The sequence below is a fragment of the Polynucleobacter asymbioticus genome (assembly GCF_018687575.1).
GTDB classification, from domain to species: domain Bacteria; phylum Pseudomonadota; class Gammaproteobacteria; order Burkholderiales; family Burkholderiaceae; genus Polynucleobacter; species Polynucleobacter asymbioticus_C.
Map to the genome: position 1 here is coordinate 178,451 of NZ_CP061297.1, position 25,777 is coordinate 204,227.

Annotated in this window: 21 protein-coding genes and 3 pseudogenes; 14 read left to right on the forward strand and 10 right to left on the reverse strand. The window is 47.0% G+C overall.

Features of this window, described 5'->3' with window-relative positions:
* Positions 1-6: 6 nt before the first annotated feature.
* Positions 7-1,101 (forward strand): GTPase ObgE, encoded by a 1,095-nt coding sequence (obgE, locus tag AOC19_RS00995; protein WP_215376706.1) that lies wholly within the window; start codon positions 7-9, stop codon positions 1,099-1,101.
* A gap of 29 nt (positions 1,102-1,130) precedes the next feature.
* Positions 1,131-1,907: pseudogene (gene proB / locus AOC19_RS01000) on the forward strand (glutamate 5-kinase); the annotation flags it as partial.
* 30 nt (positions 1,908-1,937) lie between these two features.
* Here the strand turns inward: proB and AOC19_RS01005 are convergent.
* Both AOC19_RS01005 and AOC19_RS01010 read right to left on the reverse strand, forming a co-directional pair.
* A complete protein-coding gene (locus AOC19_RS01005; RefSeq protein ID WP_251368048.1) occupies positions 1,938-2,507 on the reverse strand; it encodes a CNP1-like family protein in 570 nt (189 codons plus the stop codon).
* Positions 2,504-3,100, reverse strand: coding sequence for an RNA pyrophosphohydrolase (locus AOC19_RS01010; protein WP_215376709.1), 597 nt, complete (start codon positions 3,098-3,100; stop codon positions 2,504-2,506). The genes AOC19_RS01005 and AOC19_RS01010 overlap by 4 nt, the downstream gene beginning before the upstream one ends.
* 50 nt (positions 3,101-3,150) lie before the next feature.
* On the opposite strand from AOC19_RS01010, the gene AOC19_RS01015 reads away from it, so the two are divergent.
* Positions 3,151-4,893: a proline--tRNA ligase gene (locus AOC19_RS01015; protein WP_215376712.1), complete on the forward strand. Its 1,743-nt coding sequence runs from the start codon at positions 3,151-3,153 to the stop codon at positions 4,891-4,893.
* Positions 4,894-4,911: 18 nt separating this feature from the next.
* Here AOC19_RS01015 and ffh read toward each other — a convergent pair whose 3' ends face one another.
* Entirely contained in the window at positions 4,912-6,294 is a 1,383-nt protein-coding gene (gene ffh, locus AOC19_RS01020) for a signal recognition particle protein (RefSeq protein WP_215376715.1), read from the reverse strand.
* 20 nt (positions 6,295-6,314) lie between these two features.
* Between ffh and AOC19_RS01025 the strand changes: the two genes are divergently transcribed.
* The 5 genes and pseudogenes from AOC19_RS01025 to AOC19_RS01045 all read left to right on the forward strand — a co-directional run.
* The gene (locus AOC19_RS01025; protein WP_215376718.1) at positions 6,315-7,163 is read left to right on the forward strand and encodes a cytochrome C assembly family protein; all 849 of its coding nucleotides are present in this window, start codon (positions 6,315-6,317) and stop codon (positions 7,161-7,163) included.
* 43 nt (positions 7,164-7,206) lie between these two features.
* The gene (ampD, locus tag AOC19_RS01030) at positions 7,207-7,983 is read left to right on the forward strand and encodes a 1,6-anhydro-N-acetylmuramyl-L-alanine amidase AmpD (RefSeq protein ID WP_435367682.1); all 777 of its coding nucleotides are present in this window, start codon (positions 7,207-7,209) and stop codon (positions 7,981-7,983) included.
* Between the two features lie 274 nt (positions 7,984-8,257).
* The gene (locus AOC19_RS01035; protein ID WP_215376721.1) at positions 8,258-11,224 is read left to right on the forward strand and encodes a ribonucleoside-diphosphate reductase subunit alpha; all 2,967 of its coding nucleotides are present in this window, start codon (positions 8,258-8,260) and stop codon (positions 11,222-11,224) included.
* 47 nt (positions 11,225-11,271) lie between these two features.
* A complete protein-coding gene (locus AOC19_RS01040; RefSeq protein ID WP_215376724.1) occupies positions 11,272-12,456 on the forward strand; it encodes a ribonucleotide-diphosphate reductase subunit beta in 1,185 nt (394 codons plus the stop codon).
* Positions 12,457-12,796: 340 nt separating this feature from the next.
* Positions 12,797-13,227: pseudogene (locus tag AOC19_RS01045) on the forward strand (histone H1-like repetitive region-containing protein); the annotation flags it as partial.
* Positions 13,228-13,308: 81 nt separating this feature from the next.
* Here the strand turns inward: AOC19_RS01045 and AOC19_RS01050 are convergent.
* From AOC19_RS01050 to AOC19_RS01075, 7 genes and pseudogenes are all read right to left on the reverse strand, one after another.
* Complete coding sequence (locus tag AOC19_RS01050; RefSeq protein WP_215376730.1) at positions 13,309-14,268, reverse strand: carbohydrate kinase family protein; 960 nt, start codon at positions 14,266-14,268, stop codon at positions 13,309-13,311.
* Positions 14,269-14,325: 57 nt separating this feature from the next.
* Complete coding sequence (locus tag AOC19_RS09285; RefSeq protein ID WP_251368085.1) at positions 14,326-14,898, reverse strand: DUF3426 domain-containing protein; 573 nt, start codon at positions 14,896-14,898, stop codon at positions 14,326-14,328.
* A gap of 54 nt (positions 14,899-14,952) precedes the next feature.
* Positions 14,953-15,873, reverse strand: a pseudogene (gene prmA / locus AOC19_RS09290) (50S ribosomal protein L11 methyltransferase); the annotation flags it as partial.
* 27 nt (positions 15,874-15,900) lie between these two features.
* Positions 15,901-17,271, reverse strand: a complete 1,371-nt coding sequence (gene accC / locus AOC19_RS01060) for an acetyl-CoA carboxylase biotin carboxylase subunit (protein WP_215376736.1) — start codon at positions 17,269-17,271, stop codon at positions 15,901-15,903.
* Between the two features lie 53 nt (positions 17,272-17,324).
* On the reverse strand, positions 17,325-17,786 hold the full coding sequence (gene accB / locus AOC19_RS01065; RefSeq protein ID WP_215376739.1) for an acetyl-CoA carboxylase biotin carboxyl carrier protein: 462 nt from the start codon (positions 17,784-17,786) through the stop codon (positions 17,325-17,327).
* A gap of 36 nt (positions 17,787-17,822) precedes the next feature.
* Positions 17,823-18,272 carry a type II 3-dehydroquinate dehydratase gene (gene aroQ / locus AOC19_RS01070; protein WP_215376742.1) on the reverse strand — a complete coding sequence of 150 codons (450 nt, stop codon included), beginning with the start codon at positions 18,270-18,272 and terminating at the stop codon, positions 17,823-17,825.
* 249 nt (positions 18,273-18,521) lie between these two features.
* A complete protein-coding gene (locus tag AOC19_RS01075; protein ID WP_215376745.1) occupies positions 18,522-19,049 on the reverse strand; it encodes a TlpA family protein disulfide reductase in 528 nt (175 codons plus the stop codon).
* A 26-nt stretch (positions 19,050-19,075) separates the two neighbouring features.
* Here AOC19_RS01075 and mpl point away from each other — a divergent pair, with 26 nt between their 5' ends.
* From mpl to mtgA, 6 genes are read left to right on the forward strand one after another with little or no spacing between them, the layout of a single operon-like run.
* On the forward strand, positions 19,076-20,482 hold the full coding sequence (mpl, locus tag AOC19_RS01080; RefSeq protein WP_215376747.1) for a UDP-N-acetylmuramate:L-alanyl-gamma-D-glutamyl-meso-diaminopimelate ligase: 1,407 nt from the start codon (positions 19,076-19,078) through the stop codon (positions 20,480-20,482).
* Between the two features lie 5 nt (positions 20,483-20,487).
* Positions 20,488-21,216: a 3-oxoacyl-ACP reductase FabG gene (fabG, locus tag AOC19_RS01085; RefSeq protein ID WP_215376750.1), complete on the forward strand. Its 729-nt coding sequence runs from the start codon at positions 20,488-20,490 to the stop codon at positions 21,214-21,216.
* Positions 21,217-21,218: 2 nt separating this feature from the next.
* Positions 21,219-23,207 (forward strand): ribonuclease catalytic domain-containing protein, encoded by a 1,989-nt coding sequence (locus AOC19_RS01090; protein WP_215376752.1) that lies wholly within the window; start codon positions 21,219-21,221, stop codon positions 23,205-23,207.
* Positions 23,191-24,051 carry an energy transducer TonB family protein gene (locus tag AOC19_RS01095; RefSeq protein WP_215377955.1) on the forward strand — a complete coding sequence of 287 codons (861 nt, stop codon included), beginning with the start codon at positions 23,191-23,193 and terminating at the stop codon, positions 24,049-24,051. Before AOC19_RS01090 ends, AOC19_RS01095 begins: the two co-directional genes overlap by 17 nt.
* 40 nt (positions 24,052-24,091) lie before the next feature.
* Positions 24,092-25,000 carry a shikimate dehydrogenase gene (gene aroE / locus AOC19_RS01100; RefSeq protein ID WP_215376755.1) on the forward strand — a complete coding sequence of 303 codons (909 nt, stop codon included), beginning with the start codon at positions 24,092-24,094 and terminating at the stop codon, positions 24,998-25,000.
* A 17-nt stretch (positions 25,001-25,017) separates the two neighbouring features.
* Positions 25,018-25,758 carry a monofunctional biosynthetic peptidoglycan transglycosylase gene (mtgA, locus tag AOC19_RS01105; RefSeq protein WP_215376758.1) on the forward strand — a complete coding sequence of 247 codons (741 nt, stop codon included), beginning with the start codon at positions 25,018-25,020 and terminating at the stop codon, positions 25,756-25,758.
* Positions 25,759-25,777: the final 19 nt, after the last annotated feature.

The following is a 25,777-nucleotide window of genomic DNA, read 5'->3' on the forward strand; positions in this document are numbered from 1 at the left end:
TTATTCATGAAATTTATAGACGAAGCTCGTATTGAAGTCATAGCTGGCCAAGGTGGCGCCGGGAGTGCCTCCATGCGCCGCGAAAAGTTTATCGAATTCGGTGGACCCGATGGTGGTGATGGCGGTAAAGGCGGAAGCGTTTGGGCTACTGCTGACCGCAATATCAACACCTTGATTGACTATCGCTACGCTAAAACGCACACTGCAAAAAATGGTGAGCCTGGCCGTGGCGCTGATTGTTATGGTCGCGCAGGCGATGATATCGAGTTGCGTATGCCAGTTGGCACCATCATTTCTGATTACGAAACTGGTGAGCCGATTGCCGACTTAACTACCCATGGCGAGCGTCTTTGCTTAGCCCAAGGTGGCGTTGGTGGTTGGGGAAATATTCACTTTAAGAGTAGTACAAACCGCGCTCCTCGCCAAAAGACAAATGGCAAAGAGGGTGAGCGTCGTAAGCTCAAGCTCGAATTAAAAGTATTGGCTGACGTTGGTTTGTTGGGTATGCCCAATGCAGGTAAATCGACTTTGATTACTGCGGTATCTAATGCGCGCCCAAAGATTGCAGACTATCCATTCACAACGCTGCACCCGAATTTAGGTGTGGTACGCGTAGGTGCTGAGCGTAGCTTTGTGATTGCTGATATCCCAGGATTGATTGAGGGTGCTGCGGAGGGTGCTGGCTTGGGTCACCGCTTCTTAAGACACTTGCAACGTACAGGCGTGCTCTTGCATTTAGTCGACATTGCACCATTTGATGACAACATTGATCCAGTGGCAGATGCTGTAGCCATCGTGAATGAATTACGTAAGTACGATGAAGCTCTAGTTGAAAAACCACGCTGGTTAGTGCTAAACAAAGTGGATATGATTCCCGAGGAAGATCGCAAAAAAGTAGTTGCAGACTTTATTAAGCGGTTTAAGTGGAAGGGCCCTGTCTTTGAGATCTCTGCTTTAACAGGTTTGGGTTGCGATAAGCTGTGCTACTCATTGCAAGATTATCTAGACTCTATTCGTAAGGATAGGGATGATGAGGATGAGCGCGCTGCTGACCCACGTTATCAAGAGCAAACTCAAGCAGAAGATAAAGCCCCGGATTAATCAACAGTCATTTGAGCGCCACATTTGATATGAATATTCAGAAAGCTAAACGAATCGTTGTGAAAGTAGGTTCAAGCCTAGTCACTAATAATGGTGAGGGCTTGGATCGCGCTGCAATCGGTATGTGGGCTGAGCAAATGGCTGCCTTGTTAGCCGGTGGTCATGAGGTATTGATGGTGAGTTCCGGTGCGATTGCTGAGGGCATGCAACGCCTTGGCTGGGGTAAGCGCCCAACAGAAATTCATCAGCTACAAGCTGCAGCTGCTGTTGGTCAAATGGGTTTGGTACAAGTTTACGAGAGTTGTTTTGCGCGCTTTAATTTACGTAGTGCGCAAGTCTTGTTGACTAATGCTGACTTAGCACATGCAGAACGTAATGCAAATGCCAAAGCAACTTTGGATACTTTGCTAAAACTCGGCGTAGTTCCAATCATCAATGAAAACGATACCGTAGTTACTGATGAAATTAAATTTGGTGACAACGATAGCTTGGCTGCTTTAGTGACCAATTTAATTCATGCAGATTTACTGGTGATCTTGACTGATCAAGGTGGCTTATTTACAGCCGATCCACGCCAAGATGCTTCCGCTATTTTATTGAGCGATGCTACTGCTGGTGATCCTGCTTTAGAAAAAATGGCTGGGGGTGCTGCCAGTGAACTTAGCAAGGGCGGCATGCTGACCAAAGTATTGGCTGCGAAAGTCGCTGCTCAAACAGGCGCTGCAACTGTCATTGCCTCTGGGCGCGAGCCTCAGGTTCTCACGCGCTTAATGAGTGGCGAAAAAATCGGTACCCGCCTGACCGCTGCTTAAGCTTTAAAACGCAATCAATAGTTTTTAATTAATTACACCAAAGGAATTGGTAGGCTTTATCTGCCCGGTAAACCCATTCGGATTGAGTGAATTAATGATGTTCTTGATATTCTTTTCTTGATTATTGAAGTTGCAGAATGCGCCTTGAGCTAGTGCTGCCTGGTAGCGATTGGGTATGTTGTTTTGGATTGTGCGCCAAGTAGACAGAGGATTTTCTTGCCATGCGCTATTTTCAAAAGTGCCATAGAGGCGCCATTGAAAAGAATCGCAACGAATACCTTCGTACTGCACTTGGCTGTTGCCATTAGGGCTTGTCAAAATAACGATATATCTAGTGATGCCATCGTTACCAATCAAAATAGAGTCGGTGTCCACGGCAAACTTAAAAATAGTTTGTTGTGAGACATAAAAAGGCTGAATAGTTGCTTTATTGGGAGGATTCAGGGGCATTGCCGTAGCACCCTCTTTGAAGACCATCGGCGCAAAAGGATCAACCCCGCTTTCCAAGGGATCACCTGCACATCCTGCTAGGGCTAAGCTGAGAACTAGGCCAAGAGTTGAAAGTCGAAGACTGGAATTAGAGAGTTTCATCATGGCTTATCAGTGGGTTTTGCTTCTTTAGGTTCGTCTTCATCGCCCCCATAAAGGGATTGAAATAGGTCGAGCGGGGATCCCCAGGCAAGCTGCTGCATGCGCATGCCGCGGGACAAATAGCGCGCAAGCTCAGAAAGGGCCAATTGATAGACCTCGCGCTTGAAATCGATGACGGAATCGAGTTGGATCCAAAAAGGTACCCAGCGCCAAGCATCAAATTCAGGATGTTCTGAAGCGCGCAGATGAATATCACTGTCTAAACCCACCAAACGCAGCAAAAACCAGATTTGTTTTTGGCCGCGATAGCTGGCCCGATGAGTTTTAGAGGCATGTTGACGACGCAAGAACTCCTCCGGGACGTCGTAACGAAGCCAGTCCCTGGTTCGTCCAATAATTTGGACATGTTCCGGCAGCAAGCCAACTTCCTCATGCAATTCGCGGTACATGGCTTGCTCTGGGCTCTCACCATGCTGAATCCCGCCCTGCGGGAACTGCCACGAATGCTGCCCAACGCGTTTTCCCCAGAAAACCTCGTTATGGCTATTGAGGAGGACTATGCCGACATTGGGTCGATACCCTTCACGGTCAAGCATGAGATCGTGCCTCAAATCCTTTAAAATCAATGATTTGATTATATCCATACATGAAAGCTTCACAGTCATTTCTCGCCACGCTAAAAGAAGCCCCCTCTGACGCTGAGGTGGTTTCGCACAAGCTCATGGTGCGCGCCGGTTTAATTCGCAAGCTGAGCGCTGGCATCTACAACTATTTGCCTTTGGGTTTGAAGTCTATTCGCAAGGTTGAGAACATCATCCGTGAGGAAATGAATCGTGCAGGCGCAATCGAATTACTCATGCCCATGATTCAGCCAGCCGAGTTATGGCAAGAGACGGGTCGCTGGGAAAAGATGGGGCCAGAGTTACTCCGCATCAAAGATCGTCATGATCGTGACTTTTTAATTCAGCCAACCTCTGAAGAGGTGGTGACTGATTTGGCGCGCAATGAAATCAAGAGCTACAAACAGTTGCCGGTGAACTTCTATCAAATTCAGACGAAGTTCCGTGATGAGCGCCGCCCACGTTTTGGAATCATGCGTGGGCGTGAGTTCAGCATGAAGGATGCTTATTCATTCGATCGTGATACCGAGGGATTGAAGAAGTCTTACCAAATCATGTTTGATGCTTACACCCGAATCTTCAAGCGCATGGGCTTGAAGTTCCGTGCAGTAACGGCGGATAACGGTGCTATTGGCGGCTCTGGTAGTCAAGAGTTTCATGTGATTGCTGATACTGGCGAAGATGCAATTGTGTATTGCCCCAATTCAGATTACGCTGCCAATTTAGAGGCTGCTGAGTCAGCCTCATTAATTGCGGTACGCGGTGCTGCAACGCAAGCAGTGACAAAGGTTGCGACGCCAAATCAAACAAACTGTTCAGAGGTTGCCAAGTTTTTAAACCTGCCGCTAGAGCAGACTGTGAAATCCTTGCTGTTTGCTGCCGATCAGGAAGAGGGTCCGGCTAAATTATTTATGGTGCTGGTTCGTGGCGATCATGAGCTCAATGAAATTAAGGCTAGCAAGATTCCTGGTATGGCGGAGTCACGCTTTGCTAGTGAAGCTGAAATCAAACAAGCCTGTAATGCACCAGCGGGCTATTTAGGCCCCGTTGGAATTTCTGCGGATGTGACTGTAGTTGCAGATCATACCGTTGCCAATATGGCTGATTTTGTGTGTGGTGCGAATGATGCTGGTCATCACTTAACCGGTGTGAACTGGGGTCGTGATTTACCAGAGCCTTTAGTAATGGATTTGCGTAATGCTGTCATTGGCGATCCCTCGCCTGACGGTAAAGGTGTTGTGGATATTTGTCGTGGCATTGAAGTGGGCCATGTATTTCAGTTGGGTACACGCTATTCCGAGGCAATGGGTTGCACTTACTTAGATCAGCAAGGCAAAGCGCAGCCCATGGTGATGGGTTGTTACGGCATCGGTGTAACGCGTTTGCTTGGCGCTGCAATTGAGCAGGGCAATGATGAGCGTGGCATTATTTGGCCGATTTCGATGGCGCCATTTGAAGTGGTGATCTGTCCAATGGGCTACGATAAATCAGAAGCTGTGAAAGCTGCTGCCGATCAGTTGCATGATGAGTTGCTTGCTGCTGGAGTGGATGTAGTGCTGGATGATCGTGGCGAAAGACCGGGTGCCATGTTTGCTGACTGGGAATTGATCGGCGTTCCATTCCGCGTAGTGATCGGTGATCGTGGTTTGGCAGATGCTCAAGTGGAATTTAAAGGCCGTACTGATGCTGAATCAGAGAATATTCCACTGCCGGAAATTAAAGCAAAAGTGATTGCTGCGGTTGATGCAGCCAAGAAACTCGTTTCTTAGCTGATCTGTTTTTAACTATTATTTTTTGAAGAGTCCGCCAATACCCTTGGCGGCTCCTTTGGCTGCCATGGATGCCATGGTGCGCGCCATTTTGCCGCCCTTAAACTGCTTCATCATAGTTTGCATTTGCTCAAACTGCGCCAGCAGACGATTAACTTCTTGAACCTCTACGCCTGCACCAGCTGCAATGCGACGTTTGCGAGTTGCTTTTAGTAATTCTGGTTTTGCACGCTCTTTTGGGGTCATGCTATCGATGATGCCGCGCATGCGCCGTGTTTGTTTATCAGCCGCACTTAAATTGGTTTTGGAGGCTGCTTGTGCCATATGATTTGGTAGCTTATCCATCAAGCTAGCCATACCTCCCATTTGCTGCATCTGCGCCAGTTGATCTCGGAAGTCGCCTAAATCAAATCCACCTTTAGAAATCTTAGTCGCCAGTTTCTCTGCTTTAGCAACGTCGACATTTTGTTGGGCTTGCTCAACTAAGGCAAGAATATCGCCCATACCCAAAATACGGTTTGCCATGCGGTCGGCATCGAATGCTTCAAGGCCGTCCATTTTTTCGGCAACACCAATGAACTTGAGCGGCACACCGGTAACTTGGCGTACTGACAGCGCAGCACCACCACGTGAATCACCATCTAACTTAGTGAGGATGACACCAGTGAGCGGGAGTGCTTCATGGAATGCTTTGGCTGTGTTGACAGCGTCTTGACCCAACATGGCATCAACCACAAACAGTGTTTCAACCGGATTGAGATTGGCATGCAAGGTTTTGATTTCTTGCATGAGCGCCTCATCAATACCAAGACGACCGGCTGTGTCGACTAAGAGCACATCAAAATAATGACGACGCGCCCAATCAAGGGCAGCCGCGGCAATTTCACTGGGTTTTTGATTGATATTGCTTGGGAAGAATTCAGCGCCAACTTGTTTGCTGACAGTTTCTAGTTGCTCTATAGCTGCAGGGCGATATACGTCACAAGAAACTGTGAGGACTTTCTTTTTCTTTTTTTCTTGCAGAAACTTGGCCAACTTACCTACTGAGGTAGTTTTACCTGCGCCCTGTAAGCCCGCCATCAAGATTACTGCTGGAGGTTGAGTGGCTAAGTTGAGTTCGCCACTTTGAGAAGTGTCCCCACGCATGACCTGGGCTAATTCACGCTGTACTACCCCGACTAGTGCTTGGCCTGGGCTCAGGCTACCAACCACTTCTTCGCCAAGGGCTTTAAATTTAATTTGCTCAAGTAAAGACTTCACCACGGGAAGCGCAACATCGGCCTCCAGCAAGGCTAGGCGGATCTCTCGTAGCATTTCTGCTGTATTGGCTTCGGTCAGGCGAGCTTGACCCCGCATTGTTTTAACAACGCGAGATAGGCGGTCGGTGAGATTCTCTAGCATTTATCGATTAGACTTTCCAGATGGATATTTTAGGTTACTCAGGCTCTGGATGGCTTCCATCTGCACTTTATTTGCTTCTTTTGGTCTTTTTAAGTTTGCGACCTAAGGGGAAGATTGAGTCCCCGGCTTTTACAGGCCTGGTTCAGGCCTTCATTCTCTTGATTTTATTGGTGCACGGGATCGTGTTGCACGACTCGGTCTTTACGCCTGAAGGGTTTGTGTTTGGTTTCGCCCAGGATCTTTCTCTGATTGCTTGGGTTGGCCTTGCCTTTTATTGGTTTCAGTCTTGGTTTTTGCCAATTTCTAGTTTGCGCTGGCTGGTTTTGTGTTTTGCGCTGATCTGTTCGGTATTGCCCGCCATTTTCTCTGGCACCCTGATTTCTCCAAAGGCTGTCTCTGATCCTTGGTTTAAGGGGCACTTTATCGTGGCTACTATCTCGGTTGGATTATTGAGTTTGGCTGCAATGCACGCCATGTTGATGAGTATTCAGGATCGAGCATTGCATCGTCAGCTGGCGATCATCCCAAACAGTCGAGTAGCCCACTGGTTGGAAGATTTGCCGCCCTTGATGACAATGGAAAGCCTGCTTTTTAATTTACTTTATGTGGGCGTGGCACTGTTGAGTTTGACCGTTTTTTCTGGCCTACTCTTTTCCCAAACCTTATTTGGTAAGCCGCTAGTTTTTGACCATAAGACTATTTTTGCTCTGATTTCCTGGGTTTTGTTTTCTGGGCTCCTGATCGCCCGTTGGCGTGTCGGCTTACGAGGCCGCGTCGCTGTGCGTTGGGTCTTGAGTGCTTATACCGCCTTGCTCCTAGCCTACGTTGGCAGCAGATTTGTTTTGGAAGTCATTCTTCAGAGAGCATGACGATTTGATTAAGTGGCTTCTACTATTTGCTGGCGCAGGCGCCTTGTACCTTTGGATAAAAGGGAAAAAACAAACGAAGCTCAATAAAGATGAGGCTGCCAAGATCAAGGCTGAGCGAAGTAAAGCTGCTGAATCAGAAGTGATTGTTCAGTGCACCCATTGTTCAGTGCACCTTCCAAAGTCTGAGGTAATCAAGCGAGAGGATCGCTTCTATTGCTCGCAACAGCACCTCAACAGTATGGATGATCGCGGCTGGCTGGGTTCTGCTGCCTGGCGAATCTCACCCAATCAAGACGCTCGACCAGTGGGCATTGCGCCAGATTTGGTGGTGATTCATCACATTAGCCTACCGCCGAGCGGTTTTGTGGACGGAAATTCCACCGAATTTATTGTGGATTTTTTTCAGAATAAGTTAGATTCTTCATTACACCCTTACTTTGAAGAGATTGCGGATCAAAAGGTATCAAGTCATTTCTTGATTTCACGCGGTGGTGAGGTGTATCAGTTTGTCTCCACTCAAAACAAAGCCTGGCATGCTGGCGTTTCATCCTTCTTGGGTCGTGAAAAGTGCAATGATTTCTCCATTGGGATCGAGTTAGAAGGCGATAGTGAGCATCCTTTTGAGGATATTCAATACTCGGCTCTTGCTAAATTAAGCGCTCAACTCAATGCTACCTACCCGAATCTTCACTTTGCTGGGCACAGCGATATTGCCCCAGGAAGAAAGGCTGACCCAGGCGTGCAATTTGATTGGAAAAGGTTTCAGAATAAAAACAACATTCCCGTCGAAAAATTACCGTTTGGTTTAGACCCGCGCTAGGTCTCTAAATTAGTATGTGAGCACACGCTCACTTTCTTGCCCTTTGGCTAAAAAGGGCTGCAAAAATTGCACCAAATTGAGCCCTAATTTATTGAAAATATAGGGAAAAATACTTATAAATATTCGTCAGAAATATCTTACTAAATTCCGAATATTTCCCTATACTTAGTGTCAAATGCACTTCGAGACACTAGATGTAGTGTTTGAATACAGCAATACCCTATTGTTTTTTAACGATTTTTTGTCCAAATAACTATATAAAAGCAGGAAAAATATGACATATGCCAACCCCCAGACAGCAGGACAGACTGCAGGCACAAATAATCCAGGAATGAACCCCTCCGAAGCCATGAACCAAGCCCCTTCTGCTGGCTTTGTTGCTGGCGGTGTTGGCGGTGGTCAAGCAACCCAATTATCTGATTACAAAATCATTCGCCGTAATGGTTCGGTGGTGGCGTTTGAGCCATCCAAGATCGCGATCGCGGTTACTAAAGCATTTTTAGCGGTTAATGGTGGTCAAGGCGCGGCTTCTGCACGCGTTCGTGAGCAAGTAGAGCAATTAACCCACGCAGTAGTGCGCGCCTTGTTGCGCAGCCGCCCAAACGGTGGCACTTTCCATATTGAAGATATTCAAGACCAGGTTGAGTTGGCATTGATGCGTAGTGGTGAGCACAACGTTGCTCGTGCCTATGTTCTGTATCGCGAGAAGCGCAATCAAGAGCGTGCAACACAGCAAGGCATTACTCAAGAGACGCAAGCTGCAACTCAAGTTGGTGAGTCTGGTATCAAGGTAACTGACAACGGTGTAGAGAAGTGGTTGGATATGGCCGCTTTGCGCACTATTATTGGCGCGGCATGCGAAGGTCTTGGCAACAATATTGATGCAAGCCCAATCATCACTGAAACCATCAAGAATTTGTACGATGGCGTACCAATGGCTCAGGTGTATGACTCCGCAATTTTGGCATCACGTACATTGATTGAAAAAGATCCTGCGTACAGTCAAGTCACTGCACGCATCTTGATGCACGTGATTCGCAAAGAAATTTTAGGTCGCGAAGTATTGCAAGGCGATATGCAAGCGGAATACAGCACTTACTTTGCTAAGTATATTAACGAAGGTATTTCTGCTGAACTCTTAGATCCGCGTATGCGTGAGTTTGACCTGCCACGTTTGGCTGCCGCTTTGAATGCTAGCCGTGACTTGCAGTTCAACTACCTCGGTCTGCAAACTTTGTATGACCGCTACTTCTTGCATATTGAAGATCGTCGTATTGAAATGCCACAGGCTTTCTTTATGCGCGTTGCAATGGGCTTATCTTTGAATGAGTTAGATCGTGAGCGTCGTGCAATCGAGTTCTATGAAATCCTCTCTACATTTGATTTCATGTCCAGCACACCAACTTTGTTTAACTCAGCAACAACACGCCCACAGTTATCCAGCTGCTACTTAACGACAGTGGACGATGACCTTGATGGCATTTACGAAGCTTTGAAAGAGAATGCACTCCTATCTAAGTTTGCCGGTGGTTTGGGTAACGACTGGACAAATGTGCGCGCTTTGGGCAGTCATATCAAAGGCACTAACGGTAAGTCACAAGGTGTGGTGCCATTCTTAAAAGTAGTGAACGACACAGCGGTTGCTGTGAACCAAGGTGGTAAGCGTAAAGGTGCGGTTTGTGCGTACCTAGAAACATGGCACTTAGATATTGAAGAGTTCCTCGAGCTGCGTAAGAACACCGGTGATGATCGTCGCCGTACGCATGACATGAACACTTCTAACTGGATTCCAGATTTGTTCATGAAGCGCGTGATGGAGGGTGGTGAGTGGACATTGTTCTCGCCTTCAAATACACCAGACTTGCATGACAAATTCGGCAAGGCATTTGAAGAGGCTTATGTTGCCTATGAGAAAAAAGCGGATGCTGGTGAATTGAAGCCATTCCGTCGTATTCCTGCGCAACAATTGTGGCGCAAGATGTTGGGCATGTTGTTTGAAACTGGTCACCCATGGATCACATTTAAAGATCCTTGCAATATTCGCAGCCCACAACAACACATCGGTGTAGTTCACTCCTCTAACTTGTGTACAGAAATTACTCTGAACACAAACGAGAGCGAAATTGCAGTATGTAACTTGGGTTCTGTGAATTTGACAGCGCACATGACTACCGATGCATCTGGCAAGATGATTTTGGATCACGAAAAGCTCCAGAAAACAATTCGCACCGCAATGCGTATGTTGGATAACGTGATTGATATCAACTACTACGCTGTTGCTAAAGCGCGTAACTCGAACTTGAAGCATCGTCCAGTTGGTATGGGCATCATGGGCTTCCAGGATTGCTTGCACATGCAGCGTATTCCTTATGCTAGTGATGAAGCAGTGAAGTTTGCAGATTCTTCAATGGAAGCAGTTTGCTACTACGCCTACCAAGCCTCTAATGAGTTAGCTGAAGAGCGTGGCGTTTACAGTACATACAAAGGATCCTTGTGGGATAGAGGTATTCTTCCACAAGACTCAGTTGCATTGTTGGCAGCAGAGCGTGGCGGCTACCTTGAAGTAGATGGCTCTTCCACAATGAATTGGGATGGTTTGCGTGCCCGCATCAAGCAGCACGGCATGCGCAACTCCAACTGTGTGGCGATCGCACCAACTGCAACAATTTCTAATATTATTGGCGTGTCAGCTTGTATCGAGCCAACTTTCCAGAACTTGTTTGTGAAATCCAACCTTTCAGGTGAGTTCACCGTAGTAAACGAGTACTTGGTTCGTGATTTGAAAGATCGTGGCCTCTGGGATGAAGTCATGATTGCTGACTTGAAGTACTTTGATGGCACTTTGTCCAAGATTGACCGTGTTCCACAAGACTTACGTGACTTATATGCCACGGCATTCGAAGTGGAGCCAAGTTGGTTGGTTGAAGCTGCCTCACGTCGTCAGAAGTGGATTGACCAGGCACAGTCACTCAATATTTACATGGGTGGCGCATCAGGCAAGAAATTGGATGACACCTATAAGTTGGCTTGGTTGCGTGGCTTGAAGACCACTTATTACCTCCGCACAATGGCTGCAACGCACGTTGAGAAATCGACTGTTGCAAGCGGCCAGCTAAATGCAGTATCTAGTGGTGGCGGTGTGAATGGTACGGATGCATCAGCAGCACAGGAATTAGACGGTCCTGCTTGCACAATGCGCCCAGGTGACGCTGGATTTGAAGAATGTGAAGCATGTCAGTAAGCTATTTGCTAACTGATCTATAAAAGAAAAGAATTTAGGAGATTGTTATGTTGAATTGGGAAGAAGAAGTTGCACCGGCACTAGCGAAAGCGGGTCTCGCACAGCAACCAGTTGTGGCTGAGCCGCAACGCCCACAAGCAGATGAGGTCGCAATTGCACCTCAAGTTGTGGCACCTGCAGCAACTGCGAGTGCAGCGTTATCTGGTGGCGCAGCTTTGCGCGTCAACGCTGCCGATAAGCGTGTGATTAATGCCAAGACTGACGTAAATCAGCTGGTTCCATTTAAATATAAGTGGGCTTGGGAGAAATATCTGGCCGGTTGCGCAAACCATTGGATGCCACAAGAGATCAATATGAATCGCGATATCGCGCTTTGGAAGGATCCTAATGGTTTAACTGAAGATGAGCGTCGCATTATTAAGCGCAACCTCGGTTTCTTTACAACTGCAGATTCTTTAGCGGCCAACAACATTGTTTTGGGCACTTATCGCCACATTACTGCCCCAGAATGCCGTCAATACCTATTGCGCCAAGCGTTTGAGGAGGCAATTCATACTCACGCCTATCAATATATTGTCGAATCTTTGGGTTTAGATCAGAGCGAAATCTTTAATGCGTACAACGAAATTGAGTCTATTCGCGCCAAAGATCAGTTCTTAATTCCCTTTATTGATGTGTTGACTGATCCCAATTTCAAAACCGGGACACTAGAAACTGATCAAATGTTGCTTAAATCATTGATCGTTTTTGCCTGCGTAATGGAAGGATTATTCTTTTATGTTGGTTTTACGCAAATACTTGCAATGGGTCGTCAAAACAAAATGACGGGTGCTGCTGAGCAGTATCAATACATCCTTCGCGATGAGTCTATGCATTGCAATTTTGGTATCGATTTAATTAATCAAATCAAGCTGGAGAACCCGCAGTTATGGACTTCTGCGTTCAAAGATGAGATCAAAGCCATCTTCGAAAAAGCAGTGGAATTAGAGTACCGTTATGCAGAGGATACGATGCCTCGTGGAGTGCTCGGATTGAACGCGCCGATGTTCAAAGGGTACCTAAGATACATCTGTAATCGTAGATGTTTGCAAATAGGACTTGACGCGATGTTCCCAAATGAAGAGAATCCATTCCCATGGATGTCAGAAATGATTGATCTGAAAAAAGAGAGAAACTTTTTTGAGACACGCGTTATTGAGTATCAAACTGGCGGTGCGCTAAGTTGGGAATAAGTAGTTAATTAGAAAGCGCATGGCCGGCTAAATAGGAGATTAGACGGTTGGATAGTTTTAAAAGTCAGCAAAACCAGACTCAAATCCGAAAACCCTTGTCCAAGGGTGTCTGGACTACTCTCTCTATTTTTTCCAGCAAATTTAAGAAGCCGTTGTCCTTTGGGGCCACGGCTTTTTTTCCAGGATTCATTAGCGTGCAGCACTTAGCATCAAGCCGCGCGCCGATGAATGGCTCGCTCGTCGGCTCCAATCGGTTGCAAAACCAGGCGGAAATGAATGGTCGGGTCTTCTTAATCGGTAGTTTGTACTAATCCTCACGTGAAGGAGCATTACTATGGCAATCGCCAAGAAGAAAGTTGCTGCAAAGAAACCAGCTGCGAAGAAAAAAGTAGCTGCTAAGAAGCCTGCTGCTAAAAAAGCTGCTGCTAAGAAGCCTGCTGCGAAGAAAAAAGTAGCTGCTAAGAAGCCTGCTGCTAAGAAAGTAGCTAAGAAGAAGCCTGCTGCTAAAAAAGCTGCTGCTAAGAAGCCTGCTGCTAAAAAAGTAGCTAAAAAGAAGCCTGCTGCTAAGAAAGTAGCTAAAAAAGCTGCTGCTAAGAAGCCTGCTGCTAAAAAAGTAGCTAAGAAGCGTGTAGCTGCAAAAAAAAAGTAAGTAAGCCTGCTGCGAAGAAAGCGGGCAAAGCTGTAAAAAAGCCCGTGGCTAAAAAAGCTGCCGCTTCAACAACGTTGAATCCTGCTGCTGCTTGGCCCTTCCCAACTGGCACACGCCCATAAGCTCTGCTTGTAGGCGGGTGAAGTTCAAAGGGATCTCTCGCGAGATCCCTTTTTTATTGGCACTTCCGAGAATGATTGGGTTTAGAGGGCAAATCCAAAAGCGGTTTTGAATTGAGCGGCGATTTTATCTTTGCTCATTTGGTGATTTTGTGGTCCCTGATGGGTAATTTTGATTGAACCCATCAAGCTAGCTAAGCGGCCTGTGGTTTCCCAATCCATACCATTTTCCAATCCAAACAATAATCCACCTCGGAATGCGTCACCGCAACCAGTTGGATCAACTACTTTTGAGGCTGGTACTGGTGGAATTGCAATACATTTGCCATCAAAGTAGATATCTGCACCTTCAGCACCCTTGGTCACAATCAAGGCTTTCACTCTTTCAGCCACTTTTGCCAAGCTCAGCCCCGTCCTTTGAGAAAGCATTTCGCCTTCATAGTCATTTACGGCGAGATAGCTCGCAATGTCTACGAGTTCTAGAAGTTCTGGACCGTTAAACATCGGCAAGCCTTGGCCTGGATCAAATACAAATGGAATGCCCGCCTCCGCTAGTTGATGGCAGTGCTCCCACATTCCTTGGCGACCATCTGGGGCAACGATGCCAAACTTTGCTGCACCTTTTGCATTTTTGCTACGTTCAGCTACTACCGCAGAAACTTGATTTAGATGAGATTCACCCATGGCACCTGGGTGAAAAGCAGTAATTTGATTGTTTGCTTGATCGGTGGTGATCATGGCTTGAGCGGTAAATGCCTGCTCAATTTGACGAATGTGCGTTGCATCAATCTTGAGTTGCTTGAGGCGATCAAGGTAAGGCGCTGCATCACCGCCCACTGTGGCCATGATGATGGGATCGCCACCAAGTAGATTCAGGTTGTAAGCGATATTGCCTGCGCAACCACCAAATTCACGGCGCATTGTAGGAACTAGGAAGGCGACATTCAGGATATGAATCTGCTCTGGCAGGATTTGATCAGCAAATTTGCCTTCAAAGTTCATGATGGTGTCGTAAGCAATAGAACCACAGATCAAGCTAGACATAAATAATTACTTTCTAATAAAAATCAATTGAAATGAGTGTGAAGTGGAGTTTGGGGTCTACTTTTCGGGGTAAAAAATTCGGACGCGATAGCCCGCAGCATTTTGTGGATGAGAAATTGGGAGTTCAGAGGAAAAAATTTCACCAGAAGGCGCACCTTGGCGTAAAAAATCAGGATGTGATTCTTGCCAAGTTCTTGGCAACCATTCTTGCGGAGTAAATTGAATGGTTTTGATCTCCGATTCTTCTGCATCAGTGAGAGAAATTTCTAAATTCGGGAATAAAACAGCTAAGGCAAGACGATTTTGTATTTCAACTTGCAATACAAATTGATTTGAAGCGTTTTTAAGGCCCTCTCGCGCGTTTTCAGGCGAAAGAGTGACTGAAGTTATTTTCCAAGCGGCAAAATCGCTTAGAGGGCGATCTACGCACCCTAGTGCACGACATAGTTGTTCATCTAACTTCTGCAAAAGAGAAAAGGCACTGCTTGCAATCGGAGAAGAGCTGCCATCAACCCGTGTTGCTAATGTCGGCAGTAGAGAATTTCTAGAGAGGTGCTCGCCAAAAAACAGGAGCAAGAGTAAAAAAAGACCAAGAAAAATTAATTTAAGACTTTTTTTTTGAGCCGGCACTGAGATATCTGTGTTTTTGTCGGTCAGACTTACTTTGTTGCCCTGTGTAGCTAGCGTGCCGTGCAAACAGACCCAACCTTCACTTTCTTTCCAAACAGAAAGGTTTAACCATTGGCTGTAGGTGGCAATGACTTCCTCTGCTTGGCGCGCAAGCACGCCTGAGAGAACAATTTTTCCACCGGGGCGCATCTTGTTTACCAATGCTGGGGCTAAAACCTGCAGTGGATTGGCCAAGATATTGGCCATCACGATGTCGTATTTAGTTTCTGCTGCGAGTTCTGGTGCATTTTCGTTAGGTAGGACAAAACGAATGCTTGTATTGTTGATTTCTGCATTGCTGCGCGCCGCAACCATAGCTTGTGGATCAATATCAGTGCCTACCACTGGTTTGCATCCCAGTTTTGCAGCGGCAATAGCCAGAATTCCAGATCCACAACCGTAATCGAGCAAGCTTTGGTTCGCAAGCTGGGTATTTTGTTCAAGCCAAAGAAGGCAAAGGTGTGTAGTCGGGTGACTACCGGTTCCAAATGCTAAGCCTGGGTCGACTGCCAAGCAAATTGCGTTGGGGTCAGTAGGTGCTTCATGCCAGGAGGGTACTACCCAAATACGCTCACCAATCTGAATCGGCGCAAATTGGCTTTGGGTTAGGCGAACCCAATCTTGTTCTTCAACAATCTTTTCTTGGGGGGCTGGGAGATTGAATCCCGCCTCCTTCAGAGCAGCAAGAAGCTCGGGGATAAAGTTCACCGCATCCGAATCATCGATCTCTGGATTAAATAATGCGGTTACAGAAGAGCGATCCCAGGCCTGAACTTCAGGTGAGAGTCCTGGCTCGCCATAGAGCGGGTTTTCATCATAGCCACCCGCAGCATCATCTTCCACCGTGACCGAGAGTGCGCCCACTTCCAATAAGGCATCACCCAAAGGCTCTGCAATCTCTGCTGGGACCGTGAAAACGAGTTCACGATAGGACATGCTTACTCCAAATCAACATCAATTGGCCTAAGACTTCGGGTTGCCGCGGCTAGCGGCTTGCTCTTCGAGACGATGCTCTAAGTAGTGAATGCTAGTTCCGCCTTCCATGAAGTTCGGATCAAGCATGAGTTCACGATGTAGGGGTACGTTAGTCGTAATGCCATCAATCACCATCTCGGAAAGCGCGATCTGCATACGACGAATCGCTTGTTCACGAGTATTACCGTAAGAAATCAACTTGCCAATCATGGAGTCGTAATTCGATGGCACCACATAACCGCTATAGGCATGTGAGTCGACACGAATACCAGGACCGCCTGGCATATGGAATGAACTAATTTTTCCTGGGCTTGGCGTGAACTTGAAGGGATCTTCTGCATTCAGACGGCATTCGATGGCATGGCCACGGAAAACGATGTCTTTTTGGCGATAGCTGAGTTTCAAGCCAGCAGCAATACGAATTTGTTCTTGGACAATATCTACGCCGGTAATCATTTCGGTGACGGGGTGCTCTACTTGAACGCGGGTATTCATCTCAATAAAGAAGAATTCACCATCTTCGTACAAGAATTCGAAAGTACCTGCACCACGATAGCCAATTTTTCTACAGGCTTCAGCGCAACGCTCACCAATTTTGGCAATCAAGCGACGATCAATGCCTGGCGCTGGAGCTTCTTCAATTACTTTTTGATGGCGACGTTGCATAGAGCAATCACGCTCGCCCAACCAAATGGCATTGCCATGGGTATCAGCCAAAATTTGAATCTCTACATGGCGAGGCTTCTCTAAAAACTTCTCCATATAGACTTCTGGGTTGCCAAAAGCGCGACCAGCCTCTTCTTTGGTCATATTGACCGCATTCAGAAGGGCAGCTTCGGTGTGAACTACGCGCATACCGCGACCACCACCACCACCGGCAGCTTTAATGATGACCGGATACCCAACTTTTTTTGCAGTAGTAATAATTTCTTTTGGATTGTCTGGCAATGCGCCTTCTGATCCCGGAACGCAAGGAACACCTGCTTTGATCATGGCGCGCTTAGCTGAAACCTTATCACCCATCAGGCGAATTGAGGCTGCAGTAGGCCCAATGAATGCAAAACCGGATTTCTCAACACGTTCAGCAAAGTCGGCATTCTCAGAGAGAAAGCCATAACCTGGGTGAATTGCTTCAGCATCGGTTACTTCCGCCGCTGAAATGATGGCAGGCATATTGAGATAGCTCAGTGGTGAGGGAGCAGGCCCAATGCAGACGGCTTCGTCTGCAAGCTTCACGTATTTAGCCTCTTTGTCTGCGGTCGAGTAGACCACCACAGTTTTAATTCCCAACTCGCGACATGCGCGTTGGATACGGAGAGCAATTTCTCCGCGATTGGCAATCAGAATCTTATCGAACATGTCGGCTCTGAGTTAAGTAACGGTGGATTGGAATAAATCTAAGGAGAGGGCAATTAAGCAATGATGAATAGCGGCTGATCAAATTCAACGCCTTGACCGTTTTCACACAGAATCTGTTTAATGACGCCAGCTTGCTCGGATTCGATCTCATTGAGAAGCTTCATTGCTTCAATAATGCAGAGTGTTTGGCCCACTTTGACTGTATCGCCGACTTTGACAAAGTCTGGAGACTCAGGGTTTGGTGCGCGATAGAAGGTGCCGACCATAGGTGAACGAGCTACGAAACCAGTATCTGCAGGTGCTTCTTCAGCAACTGGTGCAGCCGCTGGTGCAGCTGTGGGAGCAGCTTGCATTACTTGAGCTGGTGCAGGATTGGCGTAAACCACCTGACCAGCAGGGGCTGAAGATCCGGCATTCACAATGCGAACGCGATCTTCACCTTCATTCACTTCCAGCTCAGAAATTCCTGATTCAGAAACAAGGTCAATTAGGGTTTTTAGTTTTCTCAAGTCCATGGAAAGGCTTCCTCTCTTGTAATTCTTAATTAATCTTTACTTTTGTAAACGTGCAATTGCTGCTTGAAGGGCTAATTCGTAACCAATAGCGCCTAATCCACAAATAACGCCAGTGGCAATATCCGACAAATAGGAGTGTTTGCGGAACTCTTCACGTTGGTGAATGTTCGACAGGTGTATTTCGGTAAAGGGTATGGCAACTCCAGCCAATGCATCGCGTAAGGCAACGCTGGTGTGGGTAAATGCACCAGGATTAATGATGATGAAATCCACCCCGTCTTGTTTAGCCTTTTGTACTCGGTCAATGAGCTCGCCTTCGTGATTACTTTGGAAGGTAGATAAATCGACTGAGTGAGACTTGGCGATTGCGCCAAGCTTTGTATGTATATCCGCTAGGGTAGTTTTGCCATAAACCTCTGGCTCACGAGTGCCCAGCAGATTGAGGTTAGGGCCTTGGATAACGAGAATTGAAGTATTTTTCGACATAAATCGATATTTTTAGAGGCAGTTAGGTTTAATTACGTTAATAAGGCATTTCTCTAAAACTGCTTACTTCATGAAGAATCTTCTTCACCAAGCACAGGGAAAGTATACCTCCAGAACCTGATGACGAACTCAAAAAATAGGCTGAAAACTAGCTAATTTTAGTGATTTTAAGAGCAGATATTGCAAAATTCAGATAAGAAATAAGTAATTCTCGCCTGAATGTTGAATACTAATTGTATCTAAAACACTTTATAAAGCTGATTTAATTGACTTTCTGAGCTCTTCTTCGCTTATCTTTCCTAATTTACTGCTAGTAGCTTTGCCTTGTGCATTAATGATGACGGTGTAGGGTAGGGCGCCTTGAGAGTTGCCCATCTGCTTGGAAAGATTGCTACCCTCAAGCCCGCCAATCACAATGGGATAGGAAACGGGGGTCATTTCTAGAAATTGACGAATGTTAGATGGTGAATCGATGCCAATACCGACAAATAAGACATTTTTACTCTTGAACTCGGCTTGCAGCTTGTCCAAAGTCGGCATTTCTTCAACACAGGGAGGGCACCAGGATGCCCAAAAGTTCACCACGAGGACTTTTCCACGCCACTCCTGGGTATCGACTGATTTTCCATCCGGTGTTTGCCATGGATTCGCAAAAAAAGCTTTAATTGCAGGATCGTCTGCTAGTTCTGTTTTGAAGATCCATTGGGAGGTAGCGACTCCCGCAGCAAGGGCTACGAGGTTAAATCCAATGATGCTAATCCACTGTCTACGATTCATTGCTACTCCTTAGCTAAAATTCCCCAATGCATATTCATATCTTGGGCATTTGCGGTACTTTCATGGGCGGCATTGCCGCAATCGCTCGGCAGGCCGGACATCGCGTTACTGGCTGTGATGCCAACGTGTATCCGCCAATGAGTACTCAGCTTGAAGCCCAAGGTATTGAGCTCATTGAGGGATTCTCGCCCGACCAATTATTACAGTTTGAAACGATGCCGGATTTATTTGTCATTGGTAACGTCGTTTCTCGTGGCAATCCGCTGATGGAAGCCATCCTCAATCAAGGACTTCCTTACACATCTGGGCCACAGTGGTTGGGAGAGCGGGTACTCTTTGGCAGACATGTTTTGGCTGTTGCCGGGACGCACGGCAAAACAACTACCTCGGCTATGCTGGCCTGGATTTTGGAGTTCAATAATTACAAGCCGGGTTATTTAATTGGTGGCGTGCCATTGAATTTCACCGTATCGGCTCGCTTGGGTGAAAGCCAATACTTTGTGATCGAAGCGGATGAATACGACACGGCGTTTTTTGATAAGCGTAGTAAGTTTGTTCACTATCGTCCGCGCACTGCTTTGTTAAATAATCTCGAGTTTGATCACGCAGATATATTCGCCGATCTGGCTGCAATCGAAACGCAGTTTCATCATTTGGTCCGCACGGTACCGGGCAATGGTCTCGTAGTGGTCAATGGTGAAGAGCCTGCTCTAGAGAGAGTGATTGCTAGAGGCGCTTGGGCGCCTGTTGAAAAGTTTGGCCAAGATAAAAATAATGCCTGGTCATTAATTTCTCAAGCAGCAGATGGCTTCATTGTTCTGCATGATGGTAAAGAAGTTGCAACGGTGACCTGGGCCTCAGACTCTGGTGTCATGGGTCGACATAACCAACTCAATGCATTGGCAGCAATTGCTTCCGCAAATCATATTGGCATTTCGCCGGCTGATGCGGCACGTGCGCTTGCTGGGTTTAAGAATGTGAAGCGCCGCTTAGAAACAATTGGCGTGGCGAATGAGGTGACGGTCTACGATGATTTTGCACATCACCCGACAGCAATTATTACTACGGTAGATGGCTTGCGCCGTCGTGTAGGCCAGTCTCGTATTTTGGCAGTCTTAGAGCCACGTTCTAATACCATGAAGCTCGGCGTCATGAAGGCCCAGTTACCAAATAGCCTAGAGGCGGCCGACAAGATTTTTGCTTATGGCGCCAGCTCTGGTAAAGATTCTTTAGGTTGGGATTTAAATGAAGTCTTGGCCCCATTAAATACGAAGAGTGACGATCGTGCTACAGCTTTTGATGATCTATCCGCTTTGGTTGAGGCCGTTGCAAATGAAGCAAGGCCTGGCGACCATATCTTAGTGATGAGTAACGGCGGCTTTGGTGGTGTACACCACAAAATATTGACCGCAATACAAGAGAAAGCAAAGTGATGGGCATGAGATTAAAAGATAAAGTAGCCATCATTACTGGGGCGGCAAAAGGAATTGGTTTTGCAACTGCAAAACGTTTTGCGCAAGAAGGCGCGAAGGTCATGATTACCGATGTCAATCCTGAAGCTGTTGAGACTGCGGTTGATCTGATTCCTGGCTCAGAAGCCTATGTTATGAACGTGACTGATCGTGCAAGCGTTGAAGCGGCTGTTGATCAAATCATGCAGCGCCATGGACGCATTGATATCCTCATTAACAATGCTGGGATTACACAAGATGCACGCTTAGTCAAAATGACAGAAGCGCAATTTGATGCGGTGATTGATGTCAATCTCAAAGGTGTATTCAATTGCACCCAATTGGTAGTGCCGCATATGTTGGAAGCAGGCAAAGGTGCTGTTGTTAATGCTTCAAGCGTTGTCGGTATTTATGGAAACTTTGGCCAGACAAATTATTCAGCCACCAAATTTGGTGTCATTGGTTTTACTAAAACTTGGGCGCGTGAATTGGGTGCAAAAGGCATTCGGGTAAATGCAGTGTGCCCAGGCTTTATTGCCACTGAGATGGTCAAGGCTATGCCAGAAAATATTCTGAAGGATATTGAAAGACGCAGTTGGCTAGGTCGCTTAGGTACTCCCGAAGAAATGGCGAATGTCTATTTATTCCTAGCAAGCGATGAAGCTAGCTATGTGAATGGCGTAGCACTTGAGGCCAGCGGCGGGATCTCACTCTAACAATGCATCTTTTATATGAAGAGGGTGGCGACATTAAGGTCGCTACAGTCCAGTCTGCCTCTGGCGCTGGAGATGCTGAATCTTGGCAAGCAACTAGTTTGTCTGGAAAAAAGATTAAGTTAAAGGCAAAAGAAGTTTGGCTTCGTTTTGAAAAGCCAGAGCCTCAGGCGCTGATGGATGAGGCGAATGCTTTATCTAAAGAGATTGATCTGCAGTTCTTGTGGGACTGTGCCCCTGATGAAGAATTTGCTTTGGTGGATGTTGCCCATGAGTACTTTGGTGCACAAGCAAGCATTGTGCAGCAGACTGCATTAGCCATTGCCTTACAGGGTGCGCCAGTATTTTTCCGTCGGAAAGGGCGGGGACGTTTTCAGCGAGCGCCGCTGGAGCAACTACAGGCTGGTTTAGCAGCGCTTGAGCGTAAGCAAAAAGAACTAGAGCAGCAAGCTGCATGGCAACAAGAGCTGGTGGCTGGCGTGTTTCCAGAAACACTCAAGTCTCAAGCAAATCAACTCTTATTTTCACCCGATAAAAATACCTCTGCCTACAAAGCATTGATTGCTGCTTGTACTGAGTCAGGTGAATCGCCTGCACAGTTGATGATCCGCTGTGGCGCGATTGATTCGCCCTTGCAATATCACCAGGGGATGTTCTTAAAGGCGCATTTCCCTCAGGGTGCTGCACATGACCCAAGTTTGGTGGTTGATCAGACTGCATTAGATGCAGCTATTTCAGAATTACCTTTAGCTAAAGTGACTGCATTCTCAATTGATGATTCGGGCACTACTGAAATTGATGATGCTTTATCGGTTACTGCACTTGATGGTGGCGGACATCGTATTGGTATCCATATTGCAGCGCCAGGCTTGGTGATTACGAAGGATGATGCCTTAGACAAAGTTGCGCGCACTCGCATGTCTACGGTGTATTTCCCCGGCGACAAGATTACGATGTTGCCCGATACAGTGATTGCACAGTTTTCCTTGGATGAGGGCGCTGCTCGTCCAGCTTTATCGATTTATGTGGATATCGATGCAGCTGGAGTGGTCGATAAAGAGACTCTGCAGTTGCGCGCCGAGATGGTTCCGATGGGTGCAAATCTGCGCCTTGAGAATTTAGAGCATTTGGTGACAGATGAAAGTTTGGCTGATGAATCAGCCGACTATGCTTATCGTCAAGAGCTCAGCGTCTTGTGGGCCGCAGCTAAGTTATTGCATGCAGGGCGCCAGGAACAGCGTGTGGCTAATGGATTGCGTGCTGAGCAATTAGGAGTATTGGATCCCAATGCCCTAGCGAGAGACTTTCATTTTCAAATTAAAGAAGTAGATGGTTCGCAGCGAGTAGACATTACTCCGCGTCAACGTGGCTCCATCCTCGATACCATCGTTGCTGAGTGGATGATTTATTGCAATAGCGCTTCAGGACGCTTGTTAGCAGATCATGGAATACCTGGTTTATTCCGTACTCAAAAGGGCTGGGGCCCTTTGCGTACACGAATGCAGACGACACCTGGTCCACATGAGGGATTAGGCTTGGACTACTACGCCTGGTGCACTTCACCCTTACGCCGTTATTCGGACTTAGTGAATCAGTGGCAGTTGATTGCGATAGCCAAGCATGGCATCACTGCCAAAATGGTGGCGCCATTCCCTCCGCGTGATGCTGCATTAATGGGTATCGCCGCCGACTTTGAAGCTTGCTATTCAGCCTACGGCGAATACCAGGATCGTCTTGAGAAATACTGGTGTTTGCGCTGGGTTGCTCAGGACGAAGTTCCTAAACAAGTCTTTGCAAGACATCTCAAAGAAGGTATGTCTCGAGTAGAGCCCGTTCCACTGCATTTACCAGTCCCAGAGTTGGCTTCGCACCCGCGGATGACTCGAGCTGAAGTGAGTATTGCTGATGTAGATCTTCTGCAGCTCACTGCGGGAGTACGAGTAATTCATATCGAAACACCAGAAGTTCCCGAGAGTGATGCAAGTCCCACCTAAGTTTGCTAAGTTAGTGGAGCGCTTAGATAGCAGTTGGCGCCGCTACCCATTTCGCTATGCCTTGGGCCTCTCGATTTTGGCTCACTTGATTTTTCTATCCTTTCGCTGGGGTCTTGGTGAAATAGAAAATCGTCGTTTAAATACGCCGCTTAGGGTTGTCTTAGTCAACGCTAGTAATCAAGTAGCACCTAAGCAGGCGAACAAATTGGCACAGGCAGATCTGCATGGGGGCGGCAATACCCCCAACCAAGATGCAAGCGCATTACACCGAGCAAGGCTTGGTGCGGATGCTCGCCTTGAAGTTTTGGAGAAACAGCAAAAGCAAATGTTGGCTAAGCTCGAAGCAGATCGAGCGCTCTCGGGTGGACGTAAAAGTGGTGATGAGAAAAAAGCGACATCGCAGTTGAACTCCTTAGAGGCTGAGCTGGCCAAGCGTTTACAGGTCAATGGTCGCGAACCCCGACGTAAGGTTTTAACTGGAGCTAGTACAAAAGCAGTTGTCTTTGCGCAGTATTACGATGCCATGCGTCAAAAGATAGAGGCTTATGGAAGTGCATTTTTCCCGCGAGCCAACGGACGTCCTTTGTATGGCAGTTTGGTAATAGTCGTGAGCGTCGATGCCCAGGGACGCATTGCTAACAATGCTCAGGGTAAAGATGGCTTGAGCATTGGGCGAAGCTCTGGCAATCCTGAGTTAGATCGCCAAGCCTTGGCGATTGTTCGTGCTTCTGCTCCCTTTGGAGTTTTCCCTATAGAAATGCGCAATCAGATTGATGTCTTGGATTGGGTTTCCACTTTTGATTTCACGCGGGATGGATCTGATCGCTTAGATCTACGTCCTTAATTCATAGGCATTACTCAATTTCGCTTATCCTGTAGTCACTATGAGTCAAGCTACTTCCGCTGAGTTACATACCGACCCCACCCAATTTCCTGGTGTGGATGTCTATGCGGTCGCAGGCAACCCCATCTCACATAGCAAATCGCCTGCCATCCATAAACGGTTTGCTGAGCAGTCAAATCAAAAAATGCATTACGGGCTTTTGCAGCCTGAACTTGGTGAATTCAAAACCGTTGTGCAAGCGTTCTTTGCTGCTGGCGGAAAAGGGATGAATGTCACCGTACCATTTAAGTTGGATGCCCAAGCACTTGCGGATGTATTAACACCGCGTGCGCAGCTCGCCGGAGCTGTAAATACTTTGCGCATTGAAGATGGAAAAATCTTTGGTGACAATACTGATGGTGCTGGCTTAGTCAGAGACTTATTGGCGCAGGGAATTCAGATTCAAGGTGCTCGAATCTTATTGCTGGGAGCGGGCGGTGCTTCACGTGGAGTGCTTGGACCTTTGCTAGAGCAGTCGCCTAAAGAGCTCATCATTGCCAATCGATCGAATGCTAAAGCTGATGAATTAGTGCAATTGTTTCGTGATTCGGCTAGCTCCCTCAATGTTGTTCTACAAGCAGTGACTTTGGGTGACCTGGAGGATGCTGCTAAGACTACATCTCCTTTTGATCTCATTATTAATGCAACTGCAGCCGGCCTATCCGATGCATCGCCGATTAGCGATCTAGCTGCAAGCAATATCTTTATTCCAAAATCGTTTGCCTATGACATGGTCTATGGCAAAGCTACTGCGTTTATGCAACAAGCATTACATCGCGGTGCACGGGTGAGTGATGGCTTGGGCATGCTAGTAGAGCAGGCTGCTGACGCCTTCTTAATCTGGCGCGGCTCTCAGTTTGCTGATGCGATTGATCCTCGCGCTGTATTGGCAGAGCTTCGTACTTCCTAGTTTCTGGCTGAGCTTTGATGCGCTGGCTTTCTTATCTCCTGAAATGTTTGCTGGGTGGTTTTATTGCCATGCAAATCTACTTTGTCATTCAGATTGGAATGTGGGCGGCGCTGGATCCAAGTAGTACTGCATTTCAGAGGGCGGAGCGTTGGCGCCTTTGTGGCCTGTCTTGGTCTTGCTCAGTGAAGTCAAACTGGGTTCCTTACGAAAAGATCTCTAGCAATCTCAAGCGTGCTGTTTTAGTGAGTGAAGATGACATCTTCTTTCAGCATATGGGTGTGCGATTTGAGGATATGAAAAAAGCTTGGACTAAAAATGCACAGCTCAACCAACCAGGGGGTAAAGCTAAAACCGCTTTACGTGGTGGCTCCACTATTACTCAACAACTAGCAAAGAATCTTTTTCTCTCTTCCGAGCAGAATTATTTTCGCAAAGGACAGGAACTCATCATTACAGGCTTACTCGAGGTCATGCTGCCCAAGCAGAGATTATTCGAAATCTATTTGAACTCGGTAGAGTGGGGTGAAGGAATCTTTGGTATTGGCGCCGCCTCTCAGCATTACTATGGGGTTAAGCCGGCATTGCTTGATCGAGAGCAGTCTGCAGCTTTGGCTTCAGCATTACCAGCGCCGAAGTGTTTTGACAAAGCGCAATACTGTCGTAAGGCCAATATTCACTTCCCGACACGGCAAGACTTTATTTTGGAAAATATGGATAGAGTGGCTTTAGCGCCCACTCCAAAACCAAAGGCGCGATAGGTCTGTTGTAACTCGATCT

Bases quoted from the DNA above. Each gene is read 5' to 3' on its own strand.
- obgE (WP_215376706.1), top strand. From the start codon at position 7: ATGAAATTTATAGACGAAGCTCGTATTGAAGTCATAGCTGGCCAAGGT.
- AOC19_RS01005 (WP_251368048.1), bottom strand. From the start codon at position 2,507: ATGATGAAACTCTCTAATTCCAGTCTTCGACTTTCAACTCTTGGCCTA.
- AOC19_RS01010 (WP_215376709.1), bottom strand. From the start codon at position 3,100: ATGCTTGACCGTGAAGGGTATCGACCCAATGTCGGCATAGTCCTCCTC.
- AOC19_RS01015 (WP_215376712.1), top strand. From the start codon at position 3,151: ATGAAAGCTTCACAGTCATTTCTCGCCACGCTAAAAGAAGCCCCCTCT.
- ffh (WP_215376715.1), bottom strand. From the start codon at position 6,294: ATGCTAGAGAATCTCACCGACCGCCTATCTCGCGTTGTTAAAACAATG.
- AOC19_RS01025 (WP_215376718.1), top strand. From the start codon at position 6,315: ATGGATATTTTAGGTTACTCAGGCTCTGGATGGCTTCCATCTGCACTT.
- AOC19_RS01035 (WP_215376721.1), top strand. From the start codon at position 8,258: ATGACATATGCCAACCCCCAGACAGCAGGACAGACTGCAGGCACAAAT.
- AOC19_RS01040 (WP_215376724.1), top strand. From the start codon at position 11,272: ATGTTGAATTGGGAAGAAGAAGTTGCACCGGCACTAGCGAAAGCGGGT.
- AOC19_RS01050 (WP_215376730.1), bottom strand. From the start codon at position 14,268: ATGTCTAGCTTGATCTGTGGTTCTATTGCTTACGACACCATCATGAAC.
- accC (WP_215376736.1), bottom strand. From the start codon at position 17,271: ATGTTCGATAAGATTCTGATTGCCAATCGCGGAGAAATTGCTCTCCGT.
- accB (WP_215376739.1), bottom strand. From the start codon at position 17,786: ATGGACTTGAGAAAACTAAAAACCCTAATTGACCTTGTTTCTGAATCA.
- aroQ (WP_215376742.1), bottom strand. From the start codon at position 18,272: ATGTCGAAAAATACTTCAATTCTCGTTATCCAAGGCCCTAACCTCAAT.
- AOC19_RS01075 (WP_215376745.1), bottom strand. From the start codon at position 19,049: ATGAATCGTAGACAGTGGATTAGCATCATTGGATTTAACCTCGTAGCC.
- mpl (WP_215376747.1), top strand. From the start codon at position 19,076: ATGCATATTCATATCTTGGGCATTTGCGGTACTTTCATGGGCGGCATT.
- fabG (WP_215376750.1), top strand. From the start codon at position 20,488: ATGAGATTAAAAGATAAAGTAGCCATCATTACTGGGGCGGCAAAAGGA.
- AOC19_RS01090 (WP_215376752.1), top strand. From the start codon at position 21,219: ATGCATCTTTTATATGAAGAGGGTGGCGACATTAAGGTCGCTACAGTC.
- AOC19_RS01095 (WP_215377955.1), top strand. From the start codon at position 23,191: ATGCAAGTCCCACCTAAGTTTGCTAAGTTAGTGGAGCGCTTAGATAGC.
- aroE (WP_215376755.1), top strand. From the start codon at position 24,092: ATGAGTCAAGCTACTTCCGCTGAGTTACATACCGACCCCACCCAATTT.
- mtgA (WP_215376758.1), top strand. From the start codon at position 25,018: ATGCGCTGGCTTTCTTATCTCCTGAAATGTTTGCTGGGTGGTTTTATT.